22 protein-coding genes are annotated in these 24,007 nt (G+C 66.5%); 8 read left to right on the plus strand and 14 right to left on the minus strand.

The genetic code is table 11. The features are described from left to right. Positions 1 to 86 precede the first annotated feature (86 nt). Positions 87 to 605 (minus strand): hypothetical protein, encoded by a 519-nt coding sequence (locus DT603_RS04785; RefSeq protein ID WP_162348699.1) that lies wholly within the window; start codon positions 603 to 605, stop codon positions 87 to 89. Positions 606 to 664: 59 nt separating this feature from the next. Between DT603_RS04785 and DT603_RS04790 the strand changes: the two genes are divergently transcribed. Continuing rightward, positions 665 to 2,863 (plus strand): RelA/SpoT family protein, encoded by a 2,199-nt coding sequence (locus DT603_RS04790; RefSeq protein ID WP_246191560.1) that lies wholly within the window; start codon positions 665 to 667, stop codon positions 2,861 to 2,863. Positions 2,864 to 3,030: 167 nt separating this feature from the next. Then, complete coding sequence (locus DT603_RS04795; protein ID WP_162348776.1) at positions 3,031 to 4,443, plus strand: hypothetical protein; 1,413 nt, start codon at positions 3,031 to 3,033, stop codon at positions 4,441 to 4,443. On the opposite strand, the gene DT603_RS04800 is transcribed toward DT603_RS04795, so the two are convergent. Further along, positions 4,440 to 6,539, minus strand: a complete 2,100-nt coding sequence (locus DT603_RS04800; RefSeq protein ID WP_162348700.1) for a glycosyltransferase — start codon at positions 6,537 to 6,539, stop codon at positions 4,440 to 4,442. The genes DT603_RS04795 and DT603_RS04800 overlap by 4 nt on opposite strands. A gap of 95 nt (positions 6,540 to 6,634) precedes the next feature. Between DT603_RS04800 and mrcB the strand changes: the two genes are divergently transcribed. The 4 genes from mrcB (at position 6,635) to tsaB (ending at position 12,534) form a co-directional block, all read left to right on the plus strand. After that, positions 6,635 to 9,061 (plus strand): penicillin-binding protein 1B, encoded by a 2,427-nt coding sequence (mrcB, locus tag DT603_RS04805; protein WP_162348701.1) that lies wholly within the window; start codon positions 6,635 to 6,637, stop codon positions 9,059 to 9,061. 13 nt (positions 9,062 to 9,074) lie between these two features. Then, positions 9,075 to 9,605 (plus strand): tetratricopeptide repeat protein, encoded by a 531-nt coding sequence (locus tag DT603_RS04810; RefSeq protein ID WP_162348702.1) that lies wholly within the window; start codon positions 9,075 to 9,077, stop codon positions 9,603 to 9,605. Positions 9,606 to 9,827: 222 nt separating this feature from the next. After that, the gene (gene yoaA / locus DT603_RS04815; protein WP_162348703.1) at positions 9,828 to 11,858 is read left to right on the plus strand and encodes a DNA repair helicase YoaA; all 2,031 of its coding nucleotides are present in this window, start codon (positions 9,828 to 9,830) and stop codon (positions 11,856 to 11,858) included. Beyond that, a complete protein-coding gene (tsaB, locus tag DT603_RS04820) occupies positions 11,839 to 12,534 on the plus strand; it encodes a tRNA (adenosine(37)-N6)-threonylcarbamoyltransferase complex dimerization subunit type 1 TsaB (RefSeq protein ID WP_162348704.1) in 696 nt (231 codons plus the stop codon). Before yoaA ends, tsaB begins: the two co-directional genes overlap by 20 nt. 34 nt (positions 12,535 to 12,568) lie before the next feature. On the opposite strand, the gene DT603_RS04825 is transcribed toward tsaB, so the two are convergent. From DT603_RS04825 to kaiC, 3 genes are read right to left on the minus strand one after another with little or no spacing between them, the layout of a single operon-like run. After that, the gene (locus DT603_RS04825) at positions 12,569 to 15,373 is read right to left on the minus strand and encodes an EAL domain-containing protein (RefSeq protein WP_162348705.1); all 2,805 of its coding nucleotides are present in this window, start codon (positions 15,371 to 15,373) and stop codon (positions 12,569 to 12,571) included. Then, a complete protein-coding gene (locus DT603_RS04830; protein WP_162348706.1) occupies positions 15,370 to 15,657 on the minus strand; it encodes a circadian clock KaiB family protein in 288 nt (95 codons plus the stop codon). Before DT603_RS04830 ends, DT603_RS04825 begins: the two co-directional genes overlap by 4 nt. Positions 15,658 to 15,664: 7 nt before the next feature. Next, positions 15,665 to 17,392: a circadian clock protein KaiC gene (kaiC, locus tag DT603_RS04835; RefSeq protein WP_162348707.1), complete on the minus strand. Its 1,728-nt coding sequence runs from the start codon at positions 17,390 to 17,392 to the stop codon at positions 15,665 to 15,667. A gap of 440 nt (positions 17,393 to 17,832) precedes the next feature. Here kaiC and DT603_RS04840 point away from each other — a divergent pair, with 440 nt between their 5' ends. Continuing rightward, positions 17,833 to 18,030 carry a hypothetical protein gene (locus tag DT603_RS04840; protein WP_162348708.1) on the plus strand — a complete coding sequence of 66 codons (198 nt, stop codon included), beginning with the start codon at positions 17,833 to 17,835 and terminating at the stop codon, positions 18,028 to 18,030. A 79-nt stretch (positions 18,031 to 18,109) separates the two neighbouring features. Here DT603_RS04840 and DT603_RS04845 read toward each other — a convergent pair whose 3' ends face one another. From DT603_RS04845 to DT603_RS04880, 8 genes are all read right to left on the minus strand, one after another. Further along, on the minus strand, positions 18,110 to 18,370 hold the full coding sequence (locus DT603_RS04845) for a hypothetical protein (RefSeq protein ID WP_162348709.1): 261 nt from the start codon (positions 18,368 to 18,370) through the stop codon (positions 18,110 to 18,112). A gap of 168 nt (positions 18,371 to 18,538) precedes the next feature. Further along, positions 18,539 to 18,952 carry an MAPEG family protein gene (locus DT603_RS04850; RefSeq protein ID WP_162348710.1) on the minus strand — a complete coding sequence of 138 codons (414 nt, stop codon included), beginning with the start codon at positions 18,950 to 18,952 and terminating at the stop codon, positions 18,539 to 18,541. Between the two features lie 123 nt (positions 18,953 to 19,075). Further along, the gene (locus DT603_RS04855; protein WP_162348711.1) at positions 19,076 to 19,414 is read right to left on the minus strand and encodes a hypothetical protein; all 339 of its coding nucleotides are present in this window, start codon (positions 19,412 to 19,414) and stop codon (positions 19,076 to 19,078) included. A gap of 7 nt (positions 19,415 to 19,421) precedes the next feature. Next, a complete protein-coding gene (locus tag DT603_RS04860; RefSeq protein WP_162348712.1) occupies positions 19,422 to 19,736 on the minus strand; it encodes a hypothetical protein in 315 nt (104 codons plus the stop codon). Positions 19,737 to 19,771: 35 nt separating this feature from the next. Continuing rightward, positions 19,772 to 20,161, minus strand: coding sequence for a DUF6632 domain-containing protein (locus DT603_RS04865; RefSeq protein ID WP_162348713.1), 390 nt, complete (start codon positions 20,159 to 20,161; stop codon positions 19,772 to 19,774). Positions 20,162 to 20,218: 57 nt separating this feature from the next. Then, positions 20,219 to 20,578, minus strand: coding sequence for a hypothetical protein (locus DT603_RS04870; protein WP_162348714.1), 360 nt, complete (start codon positions 20,576 to 20,578; stop codon positions 20,219 to 20,221). Positions 20,579 to 20,704: 126 nt separating this feature from the next. Then, the gene (gene fosX, locus DT603_RS04875) at positions 20,705 to 21,109 is read right to left on the minus strand and encodes a FosX/FosE/FosI family fosfomycin resistance hydrolase (protein WP_162348715.1); all 405 of its coding nucleotides are present in this window, start codon (positions 21,107 to 21,109) and stop codon (positions 20,705 to 20,707) included. A 424-nt stretch (positions 21,110 to 21,533) separates the two neighbouring features. After that, a complete protein-coding gene (locus DT603_RS04880) occupies positions 21,534 to 21,863 on the minus strand; it encodes a hypothetical protein (protein ID WP_162348716.1) in 330 nt (109 codons plus the stop codon). A gap of 326 nt (positions 21,864 to 22,189) precedes the next feature. On the opposite strand from DT603_RS04880, the gene DT603_RS04885 reads away from it, so the two are divergent. After that, positions 22,190 to 22,684, plus strand: coding sequence for a hypothetical protein (locus DT603_RS04885; RefSeq protein ID WP_162348717.1), 495 nt, complete (start codon positions 22,190 to 22,192; stop codon positions 22,682 to 22,684). Between the two features lie 148 nt (positions 22,685 to 22,832). Here DT603_RS04885 and DT603_RS04890 read toward each other — a convergent pair whose 3' ends face one another. Continuing rightward, the gene (locus DT603_RS04890) at positions 22,833 to 23,588 is read right to left on the minus strand and encodes an abortive infection family protein (protein WP_162348718.1); all 756 of its coding nucleotides are present in this window, start codon (positions 23,586 to 23,588) and stop codon (positions 22,833 to 22,835) included. Positions 23,589 to 24,007 lie beyond the last annotated feature (419 nt).

Raw genomic sequence — 24,007 nt, forward strand, 5'->3', positions numbered from 1 at the left:
GGACTGCCGCAAAGGGCGGGCGACTGCAGTGCAGGCCGCTGGAAAACAAGGCGGACTGGCCGCCGTGTTCTCGCGCCTGCCAACGGTTATTTGATGCGACGGACCTTGGCGGCGGTGTTGTAACCATCGATCCGCATGAACCAGTTGTTGAACATGCCCGGCTTGATGGTGACCTTGGCGTCGGTCCGCTTGACCCCGGCCAGCGAGGCCGGTTCGATCTGTTCCCAGACCTGGCCATTGGCGAGCGTGTACTTGCGGCCATTGGCGAACCCCTTGAACTCGCCGACGATGGTGCTGGCGATGGGTTCACTGGTTCCAAAGTCGAAGAACCCGCGGTTCTTCTCGGTCACTTCCTTGCGTCCTTCTTCCTTGGCGGCTTCGGTGGCGACCTCGACCGCCTTCGCGGTTTCCTGGCCGACCTTGTGCTGCAGCCAGTTATTCAGCGCTGCCAGTTCCCGCGCGCTCAACTTGTCCAGGCCAGCGGCCTTGAATTCATCGGCGCTCATCTGCTGTTCCACGTTCGCGGCCTGCGGCGTGGACTGGCTCCATGCCAGCGGGGCAAAAGCCAACATCAGCACGGCGAACGGGATGCGAAGTGATTTCATGGTTGTTCCTCTGGGCGCAAGGCCGCTAGTGTAGACACAACTTCCGGAAAACCACCGCCTTGGACACCTCCCCCACCAGCGCGCTGCGGCCCTGGCTGCAATCCCGTTCAGCCGAGGCCTTGCCTGCCGAACTGCGTTCAGCCCTTGCCGATCCGGCCCTTGCAGCGGCCGTGGCGGTCGGCATGCCGGACCCGGTCAAGGTGCTGGTGGACACCTTGGACATACTCACCGCGCTGTCGGCGGACGGCGATGTGCTGGCGGCCGCATTGCTGTTCGGCATGCCGGCCCTTCAGCCCGTGCTGAAGCCGTTGCTGGATCGCCAGCCCGGCATCGCCGGCCTGCTGGACGGCCAGAACGCCGCGGCGCAGGTCTGGGCCCTGCATGCCGAGCGCGCCGTGCCCGGCAGCAGCGAGGGCCTGCGCCGCCTGCTGCTGTCCATCGTCCATGACATGCGCGTGGTCCCCATCCTGCTGGCGCGGCAACTGGCGCGGATGCGCGTTGCCGCCAGCCTGCCCGTGGGCGAGCGCCGGCTGCTGGCCCAGCTCACCCGCGACATCCATGCGCCGCTGGCCAACCGCCTGGGCATCTGGCAACTGAAATGGGAGCTGGAAGACCTGGCCTTCCGCCACCTAGAGCCCGACACCTACCGCCAGCTCGCGCAGCAACTCGATGAAAAACGCGCCGGCCGCGAGCGTTACATCGAGTCAGTGAAATCCACCCTGCGCGCCGCGCTGGCCGAACATGGCATCGAGGCCGAGATCAGTGGGCGGCCCAAGCACATCTACAGCATCTGGCGGAAGATGCAGAAGAAGCAGGTGTCGATGGAGGAACTCTACGACCTGCGGGCGCTGCGCGTGGCGGTGGCCGATGTCGCCGCCTGCTACGCCGCGCTGGGCGTGGTGCATGCCACGTGGTTGCCGATCCCCAGCGAATTCGACGACTACATCGCCCGGCCCAAGCCCAACGACTACCGTTCGCTGCATACCGCGGTGATCGGCCCGGAGGGGCGCACGCTGGAAGTCCAGATCCGCACCCACGAGATGCACGCCCAGGCCGAACTGGGCGTGGCTGCGCACTGGCGCTACAAGGAAGGCGGCAGGGAAGGCAAGGGCAACGAAAACAGGGGCGCCAGCAAGGCCTTCGACCGCAAGATCGCGTGGATGCGCCAGTTGCTGGAGCAGAGCGGCGAAGGGGGGCGCGGGCAAGGCGGCCGCGATGAAGGCGAAGCACTGGCCGGCGAACTCGACGCGCAACTGGCCGAAGAACGCATCTACACGCTGACCCCCAAGGGCGAAGTCATCGACCTGCCGCGCGGCGGCACCGTGCTCGACTTCGCCTACCACGTGCACACCATGGTCGGGCATCGCACCCGCGGGGCCAAGGTCAACGGCCGCATCGTGCCGCTGGACCACGCGCTCCGCAGCGGCGATCGCGTGGAGATCCTGACCGCCAAGACCGGCGAGCCGCGCCGCGACTGGCTGCTGACCAGTAATGCATTCCTGGCCAGCGGGCGCGCGCGCGACAAGGTGCGCGCCTGGTTCCACAAGCTGGACCGCGCCCGCAACGTGCAGGCCGGTCGCGAGGTGCTGGAGCGTGAGCTCAAGCGGCTTGGCCTGAACAACGCCGACCTGGCGCCGATGGCCAGGAAATTCCATGCCGAGAACATCGACGAACTCTATATCCAGGTCGCACTGGGCGATGTGGGGCCCAGCCAGATCGGCCGCGCCTTGCATGAAGAGCTCCGCGCCGCCAGCGAGCCGCCGCCATCCAGCCCGGTGCGGCGGGTGCCCAGGCGTGCGCCGGCGCCTTCGAAATCGAAATTCACCGTGCAGGGCGTCGGCAATCTGTTGGTGCAGCTGGCGCGTTGTTGCCAGCCGGTGCCGGGCGAAGCCATTGCCGGCTACCTCACCCGTGGCCGCGGCGTCACCGTGCATCGTGCCGACTGCCCCGCATTGCTGCGCCTGGCGGGCACCAGTCCCCAGCGCGTGTTGCCGGTGGAGTGGGGTGTGGCAGGCGGAGGCTATGAGGTCGACGTGCAGTTGCGTGGACTCGATCGCAAGGGCCTGCTGAAGGACATCACCACGCTGATCGCGCAGGAAGATGCCAACGTCACCGACATCCAGAGCGACAACGTGCGCGGCAGCGGCCAGGTGCTGTTGCGGCTGCGCCTGAAGGTCGCCGACTACGGCCAGCTCTCGACTCTGCTCGGCAAGCTGGAGGCGCTGCCGGGGGTCGAGGAAGCGCGACGTTCAGGCTGAATGCTTATGCTGGCGCGGTGATGCGCGAACCCGACAATCGGCCCGGTGGCAGGGTGGAACCGGTGGCCGACTGGCTGCAGGAAGTGGAATTCCGCCGGCCGCCGCCGCGTCGTCTGCCGGCATGGCGCGATCGCCGTCATTGGCGCTGGATCGCCGCGCTGCTGGTGATGCTGGCGCTTACTGTTGTGGTATTCCGCCACCCGCTGGCCAAGCTGGTGTGGCCGGACATGCGCGTGCAGCGGCTGCTGGATGACGCCGAACTTGCCATGCGCCAGGGCCGCCTGAGCAACCCCGATGGCAGCGGCGCGCGGCAGCGCTTCGAAGCAGCCCAGGCACTGGATGCCGACCGCAGCGAAGCCCGTGACGGACTCTCGCGACTTGCGCTGGCCGCCGTCGCGCAGGCCCGCGCCCAGCTGCAGGCCAACCGTCTTGACCAGGCACGCCAGTCGCTGCAGCTGGCGCGTGAACTGCAGGTGCCGCAGGCCGAAGCCGACGCGGTGGCCGAGCAGCTGCGGCAGCGGGAATCCGCCCATGCGGGGCTGGACGAACTGGTGCGTCGCGCCGAAACCGCGCGGGCTGCGGGGCAACTGCAAATCGCATTGCCCCTGTACCAGCGCGTGCTGGCCCTGCAGCCCACCCATACCGCGGCGCTGGAAGGCCGCGAGGACGCACTCTCGGAACTGTTGCAGCAGGCACGACGCGCCATTGCCGACGGTGAGCTTGCCAGGGGCGCCGGCCTGGTGGCACAGGCCCGTGAACAGGATGCCGGCCACGTCGACCTGCCGGAGGCGCAGGCCCAACTGGCCCGCGCCGCTGACCTGCGTCGCAGCCGCGCCGACGCCGACCTGCGCCGGCAGAAGCTGCAGCCGGCCCTGGAGGGCTACCGGCAGGTGCTCCACGCGGTGCCCGGCGACCCCGCGGCCGCGCAGGGCATCGAGCGCGTCGCCACGGCCTACGCGCAACGGGCGGCGCGGGAAGCGGCCGATTTCAGGTTCGACGCGGCGCAGGACTCGCTTGCCAGCGCGCGTGACATCGCGCCGCGCGCTGCGGTGGTGGTGGAAGCCGAACAGGCCTTGGTGCGCGCGCGCCAGGCACAGTTGCGGCTGGTTTCCCCGCTGCCTGGGCGAGAGCGCCAGCGCCGCACGCAGGCCCTGCTGGCGTCGATGCAGGAAGCCGAGGCGCGCGGCGAGTGGCTGACCCCGCCGGGTGAAAGCGCCTACGACAAGCTGCGCGCCGCCCAGGCGATCTCTCCGGCGGACCCTGCGGTGCAGCGCGCCTCCCGGCGCCTGCTGCCGGCGGTGCGCGCGTGCCTGGAAGACGAGCTGCGCGCCAACCGCATACGCCGCGCACGCGCCTGCTACGACGCCTGGCAGGCCCTGCAGCCCCGCGATGCCGGCCTGGCCGGGGCGCGCAGGCAGCTGGCCTCGAAATGGATCGCCGTGGGCGACGAGCGACTGGGGTCCGGCGATGTGGAGTTCGCGGCGCTGGCCCTGCGCGAAGCGCAGGCGCTGGATGCCGCTGCGCCGGGACTCGATGCGTTCGCTGCACGCGTGCACAGCGCGCATCAGGGCGACCGCTAGGACGCGAAGAACACCTTGTCCACGACTTCGCGCGCCGCCTGCATGGAGAAATGGCGCGCCACGTTGTCCAGGCCATTGCGCGACAGCAGGTTCCACAAGGCCTCGTCCTGGTACAGCCCGGCCACCGCATCGGCGAAGCCCTGCGGATCATCGGCCACCAGGACGTCCACGCCATCAGCCAGGTGCATGCCTTCCACCGCGGTCGTCGTCGCCACCACCGGCTGGCCGTGCGCCATGCTCAGGTTGACCTTGCCCTTCACCCCGGCGCCATAGCGCAATGGCGCCACCGCGATACGCAGGCTCTCCATCATCGGCACCAGGTCCGGAACGTGCCCATGCACCACCACGCCCTCCCGCCCGGCCAGTGCGCGGACCGCGTCCGGCGGATCGCTGCCCACGCAATGGAAAACCACGTCCGGCAGCCGCGCCCGCAGCAACGGCATCACTTGACCTGCGAACCACACCACCGCATCCACGTTGGGCGGGTGGCGGAAGCCGCCAACGAACACCAGGTCATGGCGCTGGGCGAACGAGGCGCCGGCGCCGGCGACCTCGTGCAGGTTCGACAGCAGTTCGATATGCGCTGCGGGGGCATCGGCCGCAAGCAGTTCGCGCTCCATGGTGCTGACCACCAGGGTGACGTCGGCGTCGGCAATGACCTTCAGTTCGCTGTCGCGGGTGCGCAGGGCGGCCGCGCGCAGGCCTGCGTCGCCGGCCATCTCGGCGCCGCGCGCCTCGCGCAGGTAATGCAGGTCCACGCTGTCGAACACGATCCGGGCCTGCGGGGCGTGGCGCTTGACCAGCGGCAGGAACTCGCTGGCCACGTAGTGCCGCGACAGCAGCACCACGTCGAAGCGAGGTCCATGCTCGCGCAGCCACGCCGGCGCGCGCGCGGCGAACGGTGCGTACCACGCCTCCACGCCCAGCTGTTGCAGGGCCTCGGTATAGCGGCCGCCGTGCTGGCGGTTGGCCGCAAGGAACACCACGTGCGCGCCCTGTTCGCGCAGCAGGCGCATCAGGTTGAACATGCGCAGGGAGCCCGAGTCATGGTCCGGCCGTGGTGTCAGCGCATCGACGATCAGGACCTGGCGCCGGTAATGCTGGCGCGTGAGTTCCACCACTGGCGCCTCATGGTCCGGATGGCTTGGCAGTGCGTGGCGCCAGCGCGCCTCGAACTTCTCGCGGTTGCGCACCTGGTAGGCCTTGATGCCGGCGTTGGGATCGGTGCCGGCGGTGATGCCTTCCAGGTGCACTACTTTCGAGGCTGGCTGGTACAACACGTCGTGCCCCAGCGAGCGCAGGCGCAGGCCCAGGTCGGTGTCCTCGTAATAGGCGGGCGAGAAATGCGTGTCGAAACCGCCGGCTTCGGCGAACAATGCCGCAGGCACCGCGATCGCCGCGCCGGAGCAATAGTCGACCTGGCGCAGGTAGGAGAACGCAGGATGCAGCGGCGACTGGAAACGGCCGAGGTTGTCGGCGCGCCCGTCATCGCGCACCACGCCGCCGGCTTCCTGCAGGCGCCCGTCCGGATAGATCAGCTGCGCGCCCACCAGGCCGGCGCGCGGCTGCGTGCGAAAGGTATCCAGCAACGCATCCAGCCAGCCGGGCTGCGGCACGGTGTCGTTGTTGAGGAATACCAGCACTTCGCCGCGCGCGCGCGCCGCGCCGTCGTTGCAGGCCGCGATGAAGCCGCCGTTCTGGGCCCGGCGATGGAAGTGCAGGCCTGCCACTTGCCCCATCCACGCCTGGGTCTGGTCGCTGGAGCCGTCATCGATCACCAGGATTTCGCAGGTCGCAAGGGGCGGGTGTTCGGCCAGCGCGCGCAGGCAGGTCAACGTGTGCGCGACCTGGTTGTAGACCGGAATGATGAGGCTGGCCCGCGGCGCCTCGCTGTCGGGTACCGCGAAGGGCGCGAAGGGCGCGTCCTGCGGGAAGTACAGCGCCGCGCGCTGGGTCAGGGGCACGCGTTCGAACTGGCGCTTCACCCGCGCCCAGGTCGCGCGCCAGCCACGCGCCCGCAGGCTGGTGGTGCCACGACGGACCAGCCCCAGCGCACGTTGCCATTGGAAGCGCAGATCGGCCAGGGAAATCGACATTGAGCTGCAACTCCGGCTGAGCGAAAGGCACCTGCATGCACTCGCTGCAGGGCGGGCTGCGCTAGACTCGCCCGAATTCCCATTGTCGCATCCCCGTGCCGCGCTACGACTACGACGACCAAGACGACGACATCGACGATCTCGACCAAGCGCATCCCTGGCGGCAGCGACTGGTCACCTGGGCACTGGCCGCACTGGGCCTGGGGCTCGGTTTCCTGATCCCCTACACGTTGTACCTGAACCACCAGGTCAGCCAGCGTTTCGGTGCCCTGCAGTGGCAGTTGCCGACCCGTGTGTATGCGCGGCCGCTGCAGCTGGCTTCCGGCGTGGCCATGGATGCGCAGACCCTGAAGACCGAACTGGACGCGGCCTCGTATCGCGATGACGGTGCCGGCCAGCGGCCAGGCACCTATGCGAAGGAAGGCGGGCGCTTCACCATTGCCAGCCGCGGCTTCACCGACGTGGACGCCACGGTGCCCGCCCGCCGCGTGCAGGTCTCGCTGTCTGGCGGCCGCGTTGCCGCCGTGCGCGACCCGGACCGCAAGCAGAACCTGGAATCGGCGCGCCTGGATCCGGCGCGCATCGCCACCCTCTACGGACAGAAGCAGGAGGAGCGCCGCCTGGTGCGCCTGGAGGAAGTGCCCGAGCTGCTGGTCACCGGCCTGCAGGCCGTCGAGGACCGCGACTTCAATACCCACCATGGCATCGACCTCAGCGGCATCGCCCGCGCCTTGTGGGTCACCGTGCGTTCGGGCGGCGAGAGCAGGCAGGGCGCCAGCACGCTGACCCAGCAGCTGGCGCGCAGCGGCCTGCTGGGCATCGGCAAGGAAGTCACGGTCAGCCGCAAGTTCAACGAGATCCTGTTCGCCCTGATCCTGGAGGCGCGCTACGACAAGCGCACCATCCTGGAGGCGTACATGAACCAGGTGTACATGGGCCAGCGCGGCAGCCAGGCCATCCATGGCGTGGCCGCGGCGTCGGAATTCTGGTTCGGGCGCGAACTCGATGCGCTGACCACCGAGCAGATCGCGCTGCTGATCGGCATCGTCAAGGGTCCGTCCCACTACGACCCGCGCCGCAATCCCGAGCGTGCGCTGGCCCGCCGCAACCTGGCCCTGGACAAGCTGCATGAAACCGGCCTGGTCCCGGACACCGAATGGAAGCGCGCCCGCAACGCGCCGTTGGGCGTGACCAAGACCCCGGGCATGGCCGCGGCCAACCGCTTCCCCGCCTATGTCGACCTGGTGCGCCGGCAGCTGGCGCGCGACTATCCGGAGAACCTGCTGCAGGGCGCCGGCCTTAGCGTGCTCACCGGCATGTCGCCCTCGGCCCAGGCCTACGCCGAAGGCGCGGTGGCGCGCACGCTGAAGTCGGTGGAAAACAAGCGCCGTCCGCCTTTGCAGGCCGGCCTGGTGCTGACCGACGTGCATGACGGCGATGTGCTGGCCGTGGTCGGCAGCCGCAACGTGTCGCAGCCCGGCTTCAACCGCGCGGTGGAAGCGCAGCGTCCGGTCGGTTCCCTGCTCAAGCCCTTCGTCTACCTGCTGGCACTGGCCCAGCCGGACAACTATTCGCTGGCCAGCTACGTCGATGATGCGCCGGTCACCGTGCAGCTCGGCAAGGGCAAGCGCTGGACCCCGGGCAATTCCGACAACCGCAGCCACGGCTCGGTGCGGCTGGTCGATGCGCTGGCCCACTCCTACAACCAGGCCACCGTGCGCATCGGCATGAAGGTCGATCCGGAACGCCTGTCCAGCCTGATCCGGGTGCTCGCCGGCATCAAGTCCGATCCCAATCCCTCGTTGATCCTGGGCGCCACCGACCAGAGCCCGTATGCGATGGCGCAGCTGTACCAGTTCCTCGCCTCCGGCGGCGAGATCCAGCCGCTGCATGCGGTGCGCGGCGTGCTCGACCGCAACGGCAGGCTGCTCAAGCGCTACGACAAGACCCCGGCGCCGGCACAGGAAGGCGACTCCATCGCCGCCCACCTGATCAGCATCGCCCTGCAGCAGGTGGTCAGCAACGGCACCGGTCGCCAGTTGCTCGGCGACGGCCTGGGCCGGCTGCAGTCGGCCGGCAAGACCGGCACCAGCAACGATGGCCGCGACAGCTGGTATGCCGGCTACACCGGCGACCACCTTGCGGTCGTGTGGATGGGCAACGACCAGAACGAACAGACCGGCCTGTATGGCGCCACCGGCGCAATGCGGGTGTGGTCCGGAATCTTCTCGCGCCTGCCCAGTGCACCGCTGACGGTCTCGGGCAAGGGCCTGGACTGGCAGTGGGTCGCCGGTGGCAATGCCACCGATGCCAGCTGCCCCGGTGCGCGGCAGCTGCCGTTCGTGGCCGGTTTCGCGCCCGCCTACGCGCCCTGCGTCATCCAGCAGTCACCCGACGACTACGGCACCGAAGGCGAAGGTGAAGGCGAGGGTGGTGGTGGCTGGCGCAGCTGGTTCGGCCTGGATCGCGACAAGGAAGCGCCGCCCCCGCCCCCGGAGCCGGCGCCGCAACCGCAGCCGTAAACCTGTGATCAAGATGAAGCCGTCCACGAAATCCGCGCTCCTGGGACTCATGCTGGTGCTGTCCGGCTGCGCCGGCACGCCCGGCGCACAGGCGCCAGGCCCAGTTGCGACGCCCGCGGTCGCGCCCGAAGTGCGCCTCGCCAACGTCATCGCCGCCGCCAAGGGCGCCGATGACCGTGAACTCGCCGTGCAGCCATTGCGCGACCCGCAAGTGCAGGACCTGCGCGAGGATTCCACCGCTGCCATCGCCGTGCGCAACTACGGCGCGGCCGCCGAAGCGCTGAACCAGGCGCTGCTGATCGCGCCCGATGATCCTGCGATCCTGCAGGAGCGCGCCGAAGTGGCCCTGCTGCAAGGCGAAAACGAACGCGCCGACACCCTGGCCAGGCGCGCCTTCGAGCTGGGTTCCCGGGTCGGCCCGTTGTGCCGCCGGCACTGGGCCACCATCGAGCAGGCCCGCCTGGCGCGTGGCCTGGCGCAGGACGCCCAATCGGCGCACGTGCAGATCGCCGCCTGCACCGTGGCCGGCCTGCTGCGGATGTAGGGCGTTCGCCCGGTAAACTGGCTGCCCCCCACCCACCCGTGTGGAGCCGAGCTTGCTCGGCTGTCCCGCGCCCCATGACACCAAGGCATCGGACCACGCGCGCAAGCCATCCGGGCCGGCCCGGACCTCCACGCGGTGGCTTTCCTGCCGCTACAGCCAACCACAGCCAGCCCTCCCGCGTTAACGGACAGGGAGCTTTCAACAGGATCGTCCTTCCCCCCAATGTCCCAACTCGCCCAAGCCAGCCGTGACGCCCTCAGCGAGGGTGGGGCACTGTCCAGCCAGCTCGACAACTTCGTGCCCCGCGAGGCGCAGCAGCGCCTGTCCACGGCGATTGCCGACGCCTTCGAAAGCCGCGAAGTGCTGCTGGCCGAGGCCGGCACCGGCACCGGCAAGACCTTCGCCTACCTGGTGCCGGCGTTGCTGTCGGGCCTGAAGACCATCATTTCCACCGGCACCCGGGCCCTGCAGGACCAGCTCTACCACCGCGACCTGCCACGCGTGCGCAATGCGCTGGGAACCGGCCTGAAGTCGGCCCTGCTGAAAGGCCGCGCCAACTACCTGTGCAAGTACCGGCTGGAACAGGCCAAGGGCGAGCCGAAGTTCACCACCCGCGAACAGATCTCGCAGTTCCAGCGCATCGTGGCCTGGGGCGGGCGCACCCACTTCGGCGACATGGCCGAGCTGGAAGCGCTGCCCGATGATTCGCCGCTGCTGCCCATGGTCACGTCCACCAACGACAACTGCCTGGGCACCGACTGCCCGTTCTGGGGCGACTGCTTCGTGGTGCAGGCGCGCCAGCGCGCCCAGTCGGCCGACATCGTGGTGGTCAACCACCACCTGCTATTGGCCGACCTGGCGCTGAAGCAGGAAGGCTTCGGCGAAATCCTGCCGGGCGCCCAGGCCTTCGTCATCGACGAGGCCCACCAGCTGCCGGAACTGGCGGCGAATTTCTTTGGTGAGAGTTTCGGCATGCGCCCCCTGCAGGAACTGGCGCGCGACTGCCTGGCCGAATGCAAGGACATCCCCGGTGCGCTGGCCACGCTGCAGGTGCCGGTGCGCGCGCTGGAGCAGGCCTTGCGCGAACTGCGCGCCGGCATGGAAGGCCTGCCCAACCGCGGCACGCGTTTCCGCGCGCTGGCCAAGCCGGAAGTGCGCACCGGTTTCGACGCCTTGACCCAAGCGCTGGCGCACCTGATAGAAGCGGTCGTGGCGATGGCCGACGCGTCGCTGGGCATCGATGCCTGCGCCTCGCGCGCCAAGGACGCGGCGACGCGGCTGGAGCGCTGGCTGGAAGACAGCACCACTTCGGGCGAAAGCCAGGTGGTGGATTTCGAAAGCGGCGCGCCGCTGGCCACCAGCGACGTGCTCTGGTACGAACTGACCCAGCGTGGCTTCCGCTGCCAGCGCACGCCGCTGGACGTGTCAGGCCCCTTGCGCGAACACCGCGAAAAATCGCAGGCGGCCTGGGTGTTCACTTCGGCCACGCTGGCGGTGAGCGGCGACTTCGAGCACATCGCCACGCGGCTCGGACTGGCCGACCCGAACACGCTGCTGCAACCCAGCCCCTTCGACTGGCCGAAACAGGCGCTGTGCTACCTGCCGCAGAACCTGCCCGAACCCAATACCCGCGGTTTCGGCACCGCCCTGATCGCCGCGCTGTATCCGGTGCTGCAAGCCTCCGGCGGCCGCGCCTTCCTGCTGTTCGCCTCGCACCGCGCGCTGCGCGAGGCCGCCGAAACCCTGCGCGATGCGCCGTGGCCGCTGTTCGTGCAGGGCGAAGCGCCGCGCGCGACGCTGCTGGAAAAGTTCCGCGCTTCCGGCAATGGCGTACTGCTGGGCGCGGCCAGTTTCCGCGAAGGCGTGGACGTGGTCGGCGATGCGCTGAGCGTGGTGGTGATCGACAAGCTGCCGTTCGCTGCGCCGGATGACCCGGTGTTCGAGGCGCGCCTGGAAGCGATCCGCCGCGACGGCGGCAATCCCTTCCGTGACGAACAACTGCCGCAGGCGGTGATCGCGCTCAAGCAGGGCGTGGGCCGGCTGATCCGCAGCGAGACCGATCGCGGCGTGCTGGTACTGTGCGACCCGCGCTTGACCGGCAAACCCTACGGCAAGATATTCCTCGATTCATTGCCGCCGTTCGCGCGCACGCGCGAAGTCGCCGACGTGGAACGCTTCTTCGGCGTCGAACCTTCCGCGCCATTGCCCTCGCAGGACACCGAACAGGACTGGTATGAAGCTGCTCGCTTTTGAAACCGCCACCGAGGCCTGTTCCGTTGCCCTGTACCTGGACGGCGAGGTGATCGAACGCCATGAGATCGCCCCGCGCCTGCATGCCGAATACGCGCTGCCGTGGGCCGAAGCGCTGCTGGCGCAGGCCGGCATCAAGCGCACGCAACTCGATGTCATTGCCGTCAGCCGTGGCCCCGGCGCCTTCACCGGCGTGCGCCTGGCCATCGCCCTGGCCCAGGGCATCGCCCTGGCCCTGGACCGGCCGGTCGTCACGGTGTCCACGCTGCAGGCCATCGCCGTGCAGGCGCAAGGCGCGCGCATCCTCGCCGCGATCGATGCACGCATGGGCGAGGTCTATGTCGGCGCCTTCGAACGCGATGGCGATGACCTGGTCGCAGTCTCCACCGAAATCGTATGCGCCCCGCAGGCAGTCACGCTGCCGGACAGCGAGGGCGGCTGGCACGGCGTCGGCACCGGATTTGCAGCCGTCGAGGGTGCACTGGCAGCACACCTTGGCAACCAGCTCGCCAGCATCGACGCCAGCGCGCTGCCCCATGCCGCCGATGTCGCGCGCCTCGCCGTCGCCGCCTACGCGCGCGGTGAAGCGCTCGCCCCCGAACGTATCGAACCGGCCTACCTGCGCAACAACGTCGCCCTGACCCTGGAAGAGCAGAAGGCGCTGCGCGCCTCGCGCTGATCGCCCATGGCCGATCAAGCCTGGCGTGCCTCCGCTACGGCGTGGCGATCCTGAGGAAGCTGGCCTCGAACTCGTCCCCGGGCACCGGCTGCCCGTACAGGTAACCCTGCGCCTCGTCGCAGCGCAGCAGTTTCAGCAGGCTGTACTGCTCCTCGGTTTCCACGCCCTCGGCAACCACTTCCAGGTTGAACGAATGGGCCAGTGAAATCATCGTCGAGACCAGCGACAGCGCCTGCGCGGAATTGCCCATGTCGTCGATGAAGGAGCGGTCGATCTTCAACGCATCCACCGGCAGCTTGGATAGATAGCCCAGGGAGGAAAAGCCCGTGCCGAAGTCGTCGATGGCGATCCGCAGGCCCATCTTGCGCAGTGCATGCAGGGTCTCGATGCTCTGCGCCATGTCGGTCATGATCATGCTTTCGGTGATCTCCAGTTCCAGGCCGGCCGGCGCCAGCGGATCAACCGAAAGCAGGCGGCGCAGGTCATCGACAAAGGCCGGGTCGCGCAACTGCATGGGCGATACGTTGACCGCGATGCGCACGGCCGGCAGGCCGGCGCGATGCCAGCGCAGGTAATCCTCGATGGCGCGCTCGATGGCCCAGCGGCCGACTTCGATGATCAGCCCGGTTTCTTCCAGGATCGGAATGAACTGCCCCGGTGGCGTCAAGGCCTGGCTGCGCGGGTCGCTCCAGCGGATCAGCGCTTCGGCGCTGACCACCTTGCCGCTGTGCACATTGACCTTGGGCTGGTAATGCAACACGAACTCGCGGTTGTCGAGCGCATGCCGCAGCTGGTTTTCCTGGCCCAGCTTGAGTGCGATCGAGTCGGTCATCTTCTGCGTATAGAACAGATGCCTGCTGCCGCCGGCCTTGGCGTTCTTGAGCGCGGACTCGGCTTTGCGGAACAGCTCGTGCGGCGTATCGCCATCATCTGGAAAGGTGGCGACGCCGAATTTGGCGGCGATGCGGAATGGCGCACCGTCGAGCAGGAAAGGCTGCTCGTGGAAGGCCTTGATCAACCGCTCCAGGTGGCGCGTGGCATCGCCGGCGCGTTCGGTGTCGGTAAACACCAGCGCAAAATGGTCTGCGCCCACCCTCGCCAGCAGGGTCGGGTCGGCTAGGTGCTGGCCCAGCCAGGCCGCTACCTGCCTGAGCAGGTCGTCGCCCGCATGCAGTCCAAGGCTGTCGTTGATGCTCTTGAAGCGCTCCAGGTCGACCAGCACCAGCACCGCACCGGCAGTGCCGCGCAGGCACTGGGCCACGCGCTCGAGGAACAGGCTGCGATTGGCCAGCCCGGTCAATGCGTCGTAATAGGCCAGGTAGTTCATGGCCTCGGCCTTGCCCAGGTTGCCTATGGCAAAACCGATGTCGTTGGCCAGGTCGGACAGCAGCCCGATCTCGGCCTCGTCGAAGTAGCCGACGTCGCCGGCGTGCAGGGCGAATACTGCGACCACTTCGCCGGCCACGATGATAGGCAGGGCGACCAGCGAGCGGATCGCGGACGAGTCGTAGCCCGGCCTGGGCACGAAGCGGGCGTCGCTCGCCAGGTCGTTGACGATCACCGGCTGGCGCGTGCGTACCGCGATGGCACAGGGGTGTACTTCATCGCCAAGCGCGACTGTCCTGCCGATCGCCAGGTTGCGGTCGCGGCAGCTGCCGGCCAATGCGGCCGGCACGATGTTGCCGCTGGCCGCGTCCACCCAGCCTATCCACGCCAGCAGGAACCCGCCGGACTCGACCGCGATGCGGCACGCATCCTGGAACAGTTCGGCGCGGTCGCCCACCCGCACGATCAGCGCGTTGATCTGGCTCAGTACCAGGTAACCGCGGTTGAGGCGTTCTATCCGTTCCTCGTCCAGGCGCCGGTCGGTGATGTCCTGGCAGGTGCCGCTCACGCGCACTGGCTGGCCGGACTCGTCGAACAGCACCTGCCAGCGCTCTTCCAGGAACTTGATCCGCCCGCCGGGCAGCAGCAGGCGGTGGCGCGTGGACGAAGGCTCGCGCAAAGGCAGCGAGGCCTGCAGGTCCAGGTCGAGCTGGCCGCGGTCGTCAGGGTGGACCCGGGCCAGGAAATCGGCATGGGTGACCGGGGTTTCCGGCTCCATCTCGTGGATCCGGTAGGTTTCCCGGGACCAAACCACCTCCATGGTCGCCAGGTCGGTTTCCCAGCTGCCGACCTTGGCCACGCGCTGTGCCGCCACCAGCCGCGAGCGCTCGGCGAGCAATTGCCGGGCGGCCTCGCGCTGGTCGGCCTCGCTGGACTGCAGCGCAAGCTCGTGCAGCTTGCGGTCGGTGATGTCCATGTGCATGACCACGACGCCGCTGGCGGGCTCCTGGCTCATCGGCGTTGCTGTCATCTGGAACCATCGCTGCTCGTGCGGCGAATGGCAGGAATACATGGCTTCGAAGCGCGGTGCCGTGCGTTCAAGCACCGACTGCAGGCCATCGGCAATGCGGGTGGCGCCGTCGGAATGGTCGCCGTGGGCTTGCAGGCAGACCTCCAGGTAGTTGGCTCCGACCTCCGCCGAAGAGCCGCGCAAGCCGTTGCTACGGCCGAACTGCCGCCACGATTCGTTGATCGCCACGATGTAGCCGCCCGCGTCGAGGAGGGCGATATTGGCCGGCAGGCTGTTGAGGATGGCAGTGCGCCGGTTCGCATCGACGCGCCGCACTTCCTCCTGTGCGCGCTGCAGCATGAAAGTGCGGCCCTGTTCGTCGGTGAGCGCGTCGACCTGCCCGGCGGTCAGCTCGTACAGGCGGTCTTCGGCCTGGCGCAGCGCGAGCAACAGTTCCTGGATCTCGTCGGAGGGCATCGCGACCGGGGACAGGGGGACGTTCACTCAGGCGACTCGAGTCCCAGCGTGCGCAACACGGTGGTCGTCTCGCTCAGGTTGCCCACCAGCCGGCGCGTGGGCCCCGGTTGCAGGACCAGCAGGGTCGGGGTCATGAATATCTTCTCGCTCAGTGCGCGATTGGGCTGGGCGAATACGTCGACCACTTCGATCTCGTGCATCTGCGGCAGGTGCGCCTTGCAGATCGCACGGAGATTGGCCAGGGCCTGTACCGAGTTGGTGGCGTGGTCGGCAACGAACAGCTGGAATACGAAACGGACGCTTTGCTTCATGTGCTTGCTATTCCTGCCCTGTCGCCGCGTCGGCACCGCGCAGTTCGCGCATCATCGTGCGCCCGCCCTTCAGTTCGCGCTCCTGGCTCTCGGTGGTGCGGGTCAGCAGCGCCTTCTCGACCTGCTTGGCCACCAGCACGGTCTGCAGCGAACGCAACCTGACTTCCAGCTCGGCTTCCTCGGCGTCCAGCTGCACGCGCTTGAGCTGGCCCTGCACGTCGGCCATTTCCTGGGCGACGCGGGCGGCGCTTTCCTTTTCCCAACGCATAGTGCCCATAAGCACTTCGCCGCCGGCGGTGTAGATGTCGGCCAGCGTCACCCCGGTGCTGCTCAGGATCAGCTCACGGACCTGGTTGGAGTGCGAGGTGCCGCGCGACTTGATGATCGACATGCCGCGGTTGCGTTCACCCGCCTGCACCAGGTAGTTCAGATGGATCCAGGTGTCGGCCAGGGTCGACACCTGCAAAGGCGTGCCGCCATTCATCTGCCCGGCCATCTCGTCCAGCAGCGAGGTGCAGACCATGGTGATGCCATCGGACTTGGTCCAGTCGATCAGTCGTTCGGCCACGCCGTGCGCGGTCAGCTCGTTGCCGGCCTTGGAAAGAGTGGACACCGGGTCGATGACCAGGCAGCGCGCCTTGTGTTCCTTGGCAATGGCCTTGATGCGGACCAGCAGGCTCTCGGCGCTGCCGGTGATGGTGCGTGCCGAGACCATGCGCAACACGCCGCTCTCCACGTGCGGCCCGAGCTGGATGCCCACCGATTCCAGGTTGCGGATCACCTCGCTGCCATCGGAGTCGAAGCTCACGAACAGGGTCTGCTCGCCACGCAGGCAGGCCGCTTCGGCGAAAGTGCCGCTCAGCGTGGTCTTGGCCGTGCCCGGGAAGCCGGTGATCAGCACACTGGCGCCGCGGTAGTAGCCACCATCCAGCATGGTGTCCAGCCGCTCGATGCCGGTGGTGACCCGTTCGCTGGTGTGCTGGGCATCGCTGCCGCCCAGCAGGCGCGAAATGGCCACGTCGAAGCCGTTGGAACCGATCACGAACGGAGATTCGTTTTCGTTGAAGGCCGAGCCGCGGTATTTCTGCACACGCAGGTTGCGCTGCGACACGCCATGCTCCACCGACTGGTTGAGCACGACCGCGCAATCGACCATGAACTGCATGAAGCCGAAGGTGCTGCCGTCTATGGAGCTGGACGGGTCGCCGCCGGCCTTGGCGGTGATCAGCGCGGTCAGTCCCTGGGCGATCAGCCATTCATGCAGCCGGTAGACCTCGCGGCGACGGCTGGCGTCGTCCGGAAGCAGGGCCAGCAGGATGTCCAGCGCATCGAACACGATGCGCCGCGCGCCCATCGCGGAAACCTGCGCGCCCAGCCCGGCCAGCATCCCGGTCAGGTCGAATGCGCCGGTCTGCACCGCATCCGGGCTGGGGATGCAATCCAGGAAGTACAGCTGTTCGGCCGGCAACGCATCCAGTGCCCAGCCGAAGCCCCGGGCATTGGTGCGGATGCGATCGGCGGTTTCCTCGAAGGCCACGAAGATGCCCGGCTCCGCGCACAGGCGCGCGCCATGGGCCAGGAAACCCAACGCGAAGATGGTCTTGCCCGAACCCGGTCCGCCCAGCAGCAAGGTGGTGCGGCCGACGGGCAGTCCGCCGCCGGTCAATTCGTCGAAGCCGGCAACGCCGGTGGGCGCCTTGTACAGGGCCGTGAGGAAGGGTGCTTCAGCGGACATGCGCTCGCCTGAGTACGTTCAGGGCGACAGGCCGAGATGAAAAAGATGCTGGGCTTTTTCGCGGCCGGCCACAAGGCCGTATCGCCACACCGACGCGCGTTTAGCGTGACCCAGCCGACAGTTTGCACAGGAAGACGTTCTCCCTAGCCGTGTGGACCCCGTGCTTCAGATGGATGAACGAATCAGCTGCATGAACGCAGCAGCAGGTTCAGGCCGACGGTGAGCGCAATCGAGAGGAGGATACTGAGCAGGCAACCGCTGCCCTTTATAGATCGGATGGCCATGGGTCATTGTTGGTGCAGCGCGTTGTCGCCAGGTGACGGGCAGCCGTTTGCTGGACTGCCCTGTTAGCCACGTCGTCACGCTCCGGTTTCGGCTGCATAACGACCGGCGGCCTAGCTTGCCTTGGCCAATCCTGGCTTCCAGCACGAGCGCATACGATGCCCAACACCGACAAGAACCAGTCCGGCGGCCATAGCCATCCGCAGAAGGACAATGAAAACAACAACGACAAGGGTGACACCGCCCGCACCACGGATTCCTCCAGCGGCGAAGTGCTTGGCACCGGTGAAAAGGTGAAGTCGCACGAGGGACCGAAGGAAAGCTTTGGGTCCAAGGGCTCGAAAGACAACCACTGATCCTGCGCGGGGATGCGCCCCGTATCCGGGGCCATGCCTGCGATATTCCGGCGCATTGACGACATGCGTCCGCGGCCGGTCAGGCCACCGGACCGTCTCCTGCCCGGTAGGCCGCCTGCTTGAGCATGTCCACCAGCCTCTCCGCCTCTTCACGGCTGCCGGCATTCCGCCGCACCGAGTCGACCTCGCCCGCGAACCAGTCCCAGAACTCCGCCTCGGCCTCGAACGCGGCGCGCATGCGCGGCACGTGGCTGGCGATTTCGACGACCATCGAGGAGAGGTTGCCGGGCCGGCGCACCGGCGCGGTGTTCACGAAGATCCTGTTTGCGCTGCTTCCCATGCAGCAAAGTTGCCAACACCAGCGTGAAGGCTTCGGTAAGCCCGTGGTGGCCGTGTCCAAGGCCGCCTTGCGGATCCGGCACGCAGGCCAGCGGCCCGGTGCACGGATGCCGCCCCGGCATCGCAGGCGTCGCCCCAAGGCAGCGCGCGTCAACGCATTCTCAGGCCCTCACGCCGAAGTCAACAGCAGGAATGCCCAGTACACGCCGATGCCCATCTGCACGGCAAACGCGGTAAAGCGCAGGGTGACCGCGGCGGCGCTGACCGATGCCAGGTGCACAAGGGACTGGAAGACGCGACTGGCAAGCAGGACATAGGCGAGCGAATCGGTCAGCGCCGTCCTGTCGGTGGCGATGGCCACGAGCAGCAGGCCGCCAAAGAGAGGCAGGCCTTCAAGGCAGTTGGCGTGTGCCCGGGCCAGCCGTTGCATGAAAGGCGACAGGCCGGCGTTGTCGGCAGTGAAGGCGTTGGCGGCCACCTTGCCGCGCAGGACGAGCTGCGAACGGATGACTTCCATGAGCACCAGCAACAGCAACGTCCATGAAATGAAACCGGTCAGTGCGATCGCGCTTGGAGAGGTCATGGCAGGACTTCCTGAGGAGGTAGGACGCGTTACTGGCGAGCGCAGCTCAACTCGCCAATTGGAATTGCCAGCGGCTGCAGCGGATGAGCCGTGCTTGCGGGTGAATTCACTTCCTTACCTTGCTTAGCCTGACGACTGAGTCCGGTTCACGGGGGCAGGTTGGCCAACCCATGCCGCAACCCTGTTGCGTTCCTCGAGCACCAGCGCCGAACCCTTGGCAAGGTCCTCCGCATTCCTGGAAATGAAGAGCGGCTCAGTTGCCTCCACGCGTATCCGGATCGATTCGATCGCCGGGATGTGGCTTTCCCAGGAAATGAAGTCATCCCACTCCAATGGGTAGCGAGGCTTGTCATCCAGGAACCGGTCCAGCAGCCCCACCAGCTCCTGGAGATCGGTTGGCCCGGCCTGGCGGACATGGACATGACTTGAGCGACGCAGCCAGTGCCTGAGCATCTTCAGCATGGTCGCCTCATTGGTATGGAAATGAATCGTCACGCTCCAGCTCACGCAGCCTCTGCTCGATCCTGTCCCTGTCCAGGCAGCGGGCCACCGCGGGCCACTGCCTTGCGGCAACCAGGCGCCAGTTGCCGATGCCGATGGCAAGTCCTGCGACAAGCGCGCCGGCGGTGGTGAACAAAGCCAGCAGTGACTGCGACCGCAGAACGCCCAGAACAACGGCGACCACAAGGAAGGGAATTGCCAGGCCGACCGCCTGCCGCGTGATCATCGATCGCCAACGGTTGTCGATTGGCTCGTTCAAGCCGGCCAGCATCGAGACCAGCACCTGCTTTTCCTGGCGCCGGGTGAGCGGTCGAATCTTCATCTGGTGCCTCGCGTGGCCGGCGCGGCGCGGGGCGTCAACACGGCCAAGGCAATCGCCACGAGGAGCAGCGCCGGGACGTCCCCTGCCAAGTGTCCCATCTGCCCGGGCTGGGTGACCGCCTGCACGGCCATGATCGCGGCGTGGACGGCGCTGGAGCACGCGGTGAACCAGATCAGGCTCAGGTTGGCCAACGGGTCACGCGCGGCCAGCAGCAGGAACACGCCAAGCGTGGCGTAGATGCCGACGAGCATCATCGGGTAGTCCGAGTGGCCGGCGTGCCAGGTCCAGCCGGAGGGCCAGAACAACATGAGCGGGTAGAGGGCAAGGCACGCGAGTCCACTCACGACCAGGACAACGCGCAGGTACCTGAGGCGATCAATGTTCATGACGGACTCCTGTGGCAACCAACCTCTGGATCAGGCCCGTTCGGCTTGAATGTAGTGTCAGGCAGCAAGTCGCACCAACGCCATGGCAAGGATGGCGAGGAAGACCAATGCGGGAAGTGCAAATCCGCTGCTCGCTACGATCCATAACGGGTAACGGGTAAAGCGTGCGGCCAACAGGGCACAAAGCGCGCCGTTTGCGAACAGCAGTACCCAGCCTCGCGCGGCAGGCAGGTCCTTGCTGCTGAAGCTTACGTCGGATGATCCGATCCATAGGAGGAAGATCAATAGAGACAGTCCTGCCAAGGCAGGGATCGCCAGGATGCCGGACATGAATCCGACAGCGACGCGCAGGGCGCGTTTGCGCGGCACTTGCCGAACGGCGAGGTTGCTGGTGGGTGGACTGTAGGGATTCTTCATCTACTGCCTGAGGCCTCGCTTGAACGGTTGGTCAGCGTCATTGCTGCAAGTCGTCGCTGCTTACAAAAGACTGCGTTTCCGGGCTGAACACAAAGTGCCTGGCGTTGCGGTCGCTTGCATGAACGGCTATCGCCCCATGCCATACCTGCCAAGGCGCTGCTCCAGGGTGCCCGCGTGCAACTCGAACAGGTGGTTGTCGAAGTCATGGAAGTACAGTGACTCACCCTCTCCCTGCACACGGCCACGAGGCGCCAGGATCTCAACGCCGAGCGCCTGAAGGTTGGCCTGGTATGCAGGGAGATCAGACTGGCTGACTGCGAAGGCGACGTGTTGGTAGGAGCGCTCGGCGGGAGGATCACCCTCCATCGCCGCCAGCCAGATGCCACCCAATACAAAGAACTTCTCGCGGGACAGCGAGTAATTGTTGCCTGCGCTGTCGTAAGCCTCTTTCGCCCCAAGTCCCTTGCAAAGGAACTCGGCCATGCGATCAAGATCGCGGACGATGAATGTGATGTGGCTGATACCGTCCATCGCCGGTGGCACCTGTTTTAATCCGGCCTGCTGCAGGTCGGTCTGAATGAATTGTCAGCGGTCACCCGACCCGGCCGCTCCGATAGATGCCAGCCACTTGCTGCCGCTGTCGGCAACCTGCTGGTCATGTTGGACAATCCGCTTGATGCAGTCTCTCGCAGCCTCCACAAGCCCAACGCGCTCGAGCGCCTTGGCCCGGAAATAGAGCGCGTCCATGTCATCGGGATGTGTTTCAAGCCGCTTGGCCGTGCGAAGGAGTATCTGGTCGTACTTTCCTCGCGACAGCCACTCCTTGTAGTCGGGTTGCCATCCAGTACCGCAGCCGAGCAGCCGGCACGCTACGTTGGCAACAACACAGCAGCTGCAGGCCGAGGATGGCGAGGAGCAGGAGCTTGATCTGTGCGAGGTCGGATTCCATGGTTTCTCAGTGACAGCGAACGCCTGGATGAATTATCAAGTAGTGGTCCGGATTGGGCCAGCTGCCAATAGGTATAAAGCCAGTACTGCCAGAATGAGCCAGCAAGACCAATACAGCCATTTTTTCCCGGCGGGTCAATGCGTTACCCGTAGCTACCTCCAGCCGATGTCGATAGAGCATGGCCACCGCATGCACCGCCACACCGCCTGACAAGAGCATAAGTTTGAATGGCACCAGCCAGGATTGGAGGAACAGCGCAATGCCACCAGCGGCCACGCAAGCCCCGATAAGCGAGAGAAGCTCCGCGTTCTTCAATCGGTGGCGAGCATCTTTCATGCGCAGCCTAACGCCTGACTCAAGCCGGCCATATGCAGATTCGGATTCAATGAATTATTAGGTCTCATTGACGGAAATCCTTGGCAGCCGATTATCCCCAACGCCCAGATAAGATCGGTGACTTGGTGCGAATATAGCCCAATGCGTGCACTCAGGTGCCGCCCTGATGTGGGTCGACTTGACTGAATTGTCAGTGCCAATAGATAAAGCATGCGCTAGCCGATCCATGTAATTTGGCGAGGCGCGCAAGCTAATGAAGAAATGGTTTCCTCCAATTCGAACAAAGGCTATGCGCTCATCGTTGTCCCGACCGATGGATGCCTCCCATGTCGACGCGCCTTGCCTTGCTGCTCCTCCTCGCGATCCTGGCCGCTGGCTGTCGCACGCCCGGCAAGCCCTTGGTGCAAGAAGTGGTGCTGCCGACAGAAGTCGTCGTGCCGCCCACTACCACGCGCGGCGAGTTCACGATCGAAGCCGACAAGCTCGACACCTGGAATGCGGTCGGCCAGATCGCGGTGCGCACGCGGGGAGTCGAATACCAGGGTCGCGCACAGATGCTGGACCTCTACGTCCTGCGCTACCGCGGCGAGGAGTTCGTGGTCCTCACCAAGGCGCTGCTGGCGTCCGCAACGATCACGCGCCTGACGACCAGGGTCACCGCCACCACGCCGGCCGGCAAGCCGATCGACAGCGACGCGGTGGCGGACCTGCTCGCGCTGTTGCAACGGGAACTGCCGGCGGAGATCGAAAGCGTGCGTGCGCGGCAGGCAGAGGAGAAGAAGACGAAGGCCGGGAACGTGAAGAAGAAAAAGAAATCCTGAGTGCGCGGGCTTCGGCCCTCCACTCCTCCAGGCCCTCGAATTTCGTCATCAGTCCTGCCGAGTGCCTCTGCGCCGTGTTGCATGGCTGTTGCTGGTTGGTTACTTGCCACAAGTCGGGGCCAAAGTGCGGTGTGTCCGCTCGATCCACCTACAGTCGGGCTCTTAGATAGTCGAACAGAGTCCGTACCAGGTTGACCGCAAGCCTGGCCTCTTCCTGCATTGACACCTGATCCTGTCCGGGGATCGGCGCCACGTTCCGCAACCCGCCGAGCGCGGTAACGGCCTCAGCCAGGGACGTCAATGCATTGCCGACCTGGGGCTCGTGCTGGTCAAGCCTCACCAGGTCCGGATGCCCGCTGCGCAATGACTTGAACAGTTGGGCGACGCTTGCATCGTCAGCAACCGGCAGACCAGCCCGGGAACAGGCATCACGCAGATACCCGTGAATCGCCGTATGGACCTGGTCCACACCGCCGACCGCGCCATTGGTGCCAAGTGGGTTGTGGGCATCCTTCAACGCCTGGTCCACGGCGTCGCCCGCCGACACCGGCTTCTGGGAACGGGCAGCTTGCTGTTGGCCCAAACCAAGTGCCTGGGCAGCTTCCGGAGCATTCGAATGCAGCCATGTACTCACCCTGGGGAGACAGGCTATGTCGTGGAGGGCGCTGGGCCTCTCGGCCTGGAGGTGTCTGAGGAACTGTGCGACGAAGTAGCCGTAGTCATCGTCGCGGAGGCGCAGCGATTCCTGCAGGCGCTCTTCCGGATCACCCAACTGCGGCATATCAAGTGCCAGGCCCAGCGTGGCCCATGCAGAAGCATCAAAGGTATTTTCCAGGGCCTCGGTCAGGGCCAGGAGTGTCCTGCTCGACAGAGCAGAAGTGGGCGAGGGGAGTGGATCGTTCATGCCCCTAAGGTAAAGCCTCCGCCGCCACGGACCTAACCCCTGGTGCCCGTGCTGGCCCGCTGTCACCGTCCTCCCGCGTGCCGATATGTCGTCTGATGTGGTCAGTCGACATCCGCTTGCGACCCTGAGCGACATCGGGCGCGGTGCAGTAGTAATGCCGGGGGAAATTATGTGACCGCCATGGCGTTCCTTGCAGATGAATCGGGAGAAGTCGAAAAAGTGCCTGGAGATCAGCCGGCGCAAAACGGCTCGCTCATCAAGGTCTACTGTCACCTCGGTAGGAAGCGGCGACTGCGACAAGCCTGCGATAGTCGACGAATGCTGCGAATTGGCGAGGTAGCAGATCGATTCAGACCGCAACTATTACCGCCGGCCACCTCTTAACAATCCATCTACATATCCCAACCTCAGCTAAAGGC

The organism is Pseudoxanthomonas gei, from assembly GCF_010119615.1.
Lineage (GTDB): Bacteria > Pseudomonadota > Gammaproteobacteria > Xanthomonadales > Xanthomonadaceae > Pseudoxanthomonas_A > Pseudoxanthomonas_A gei.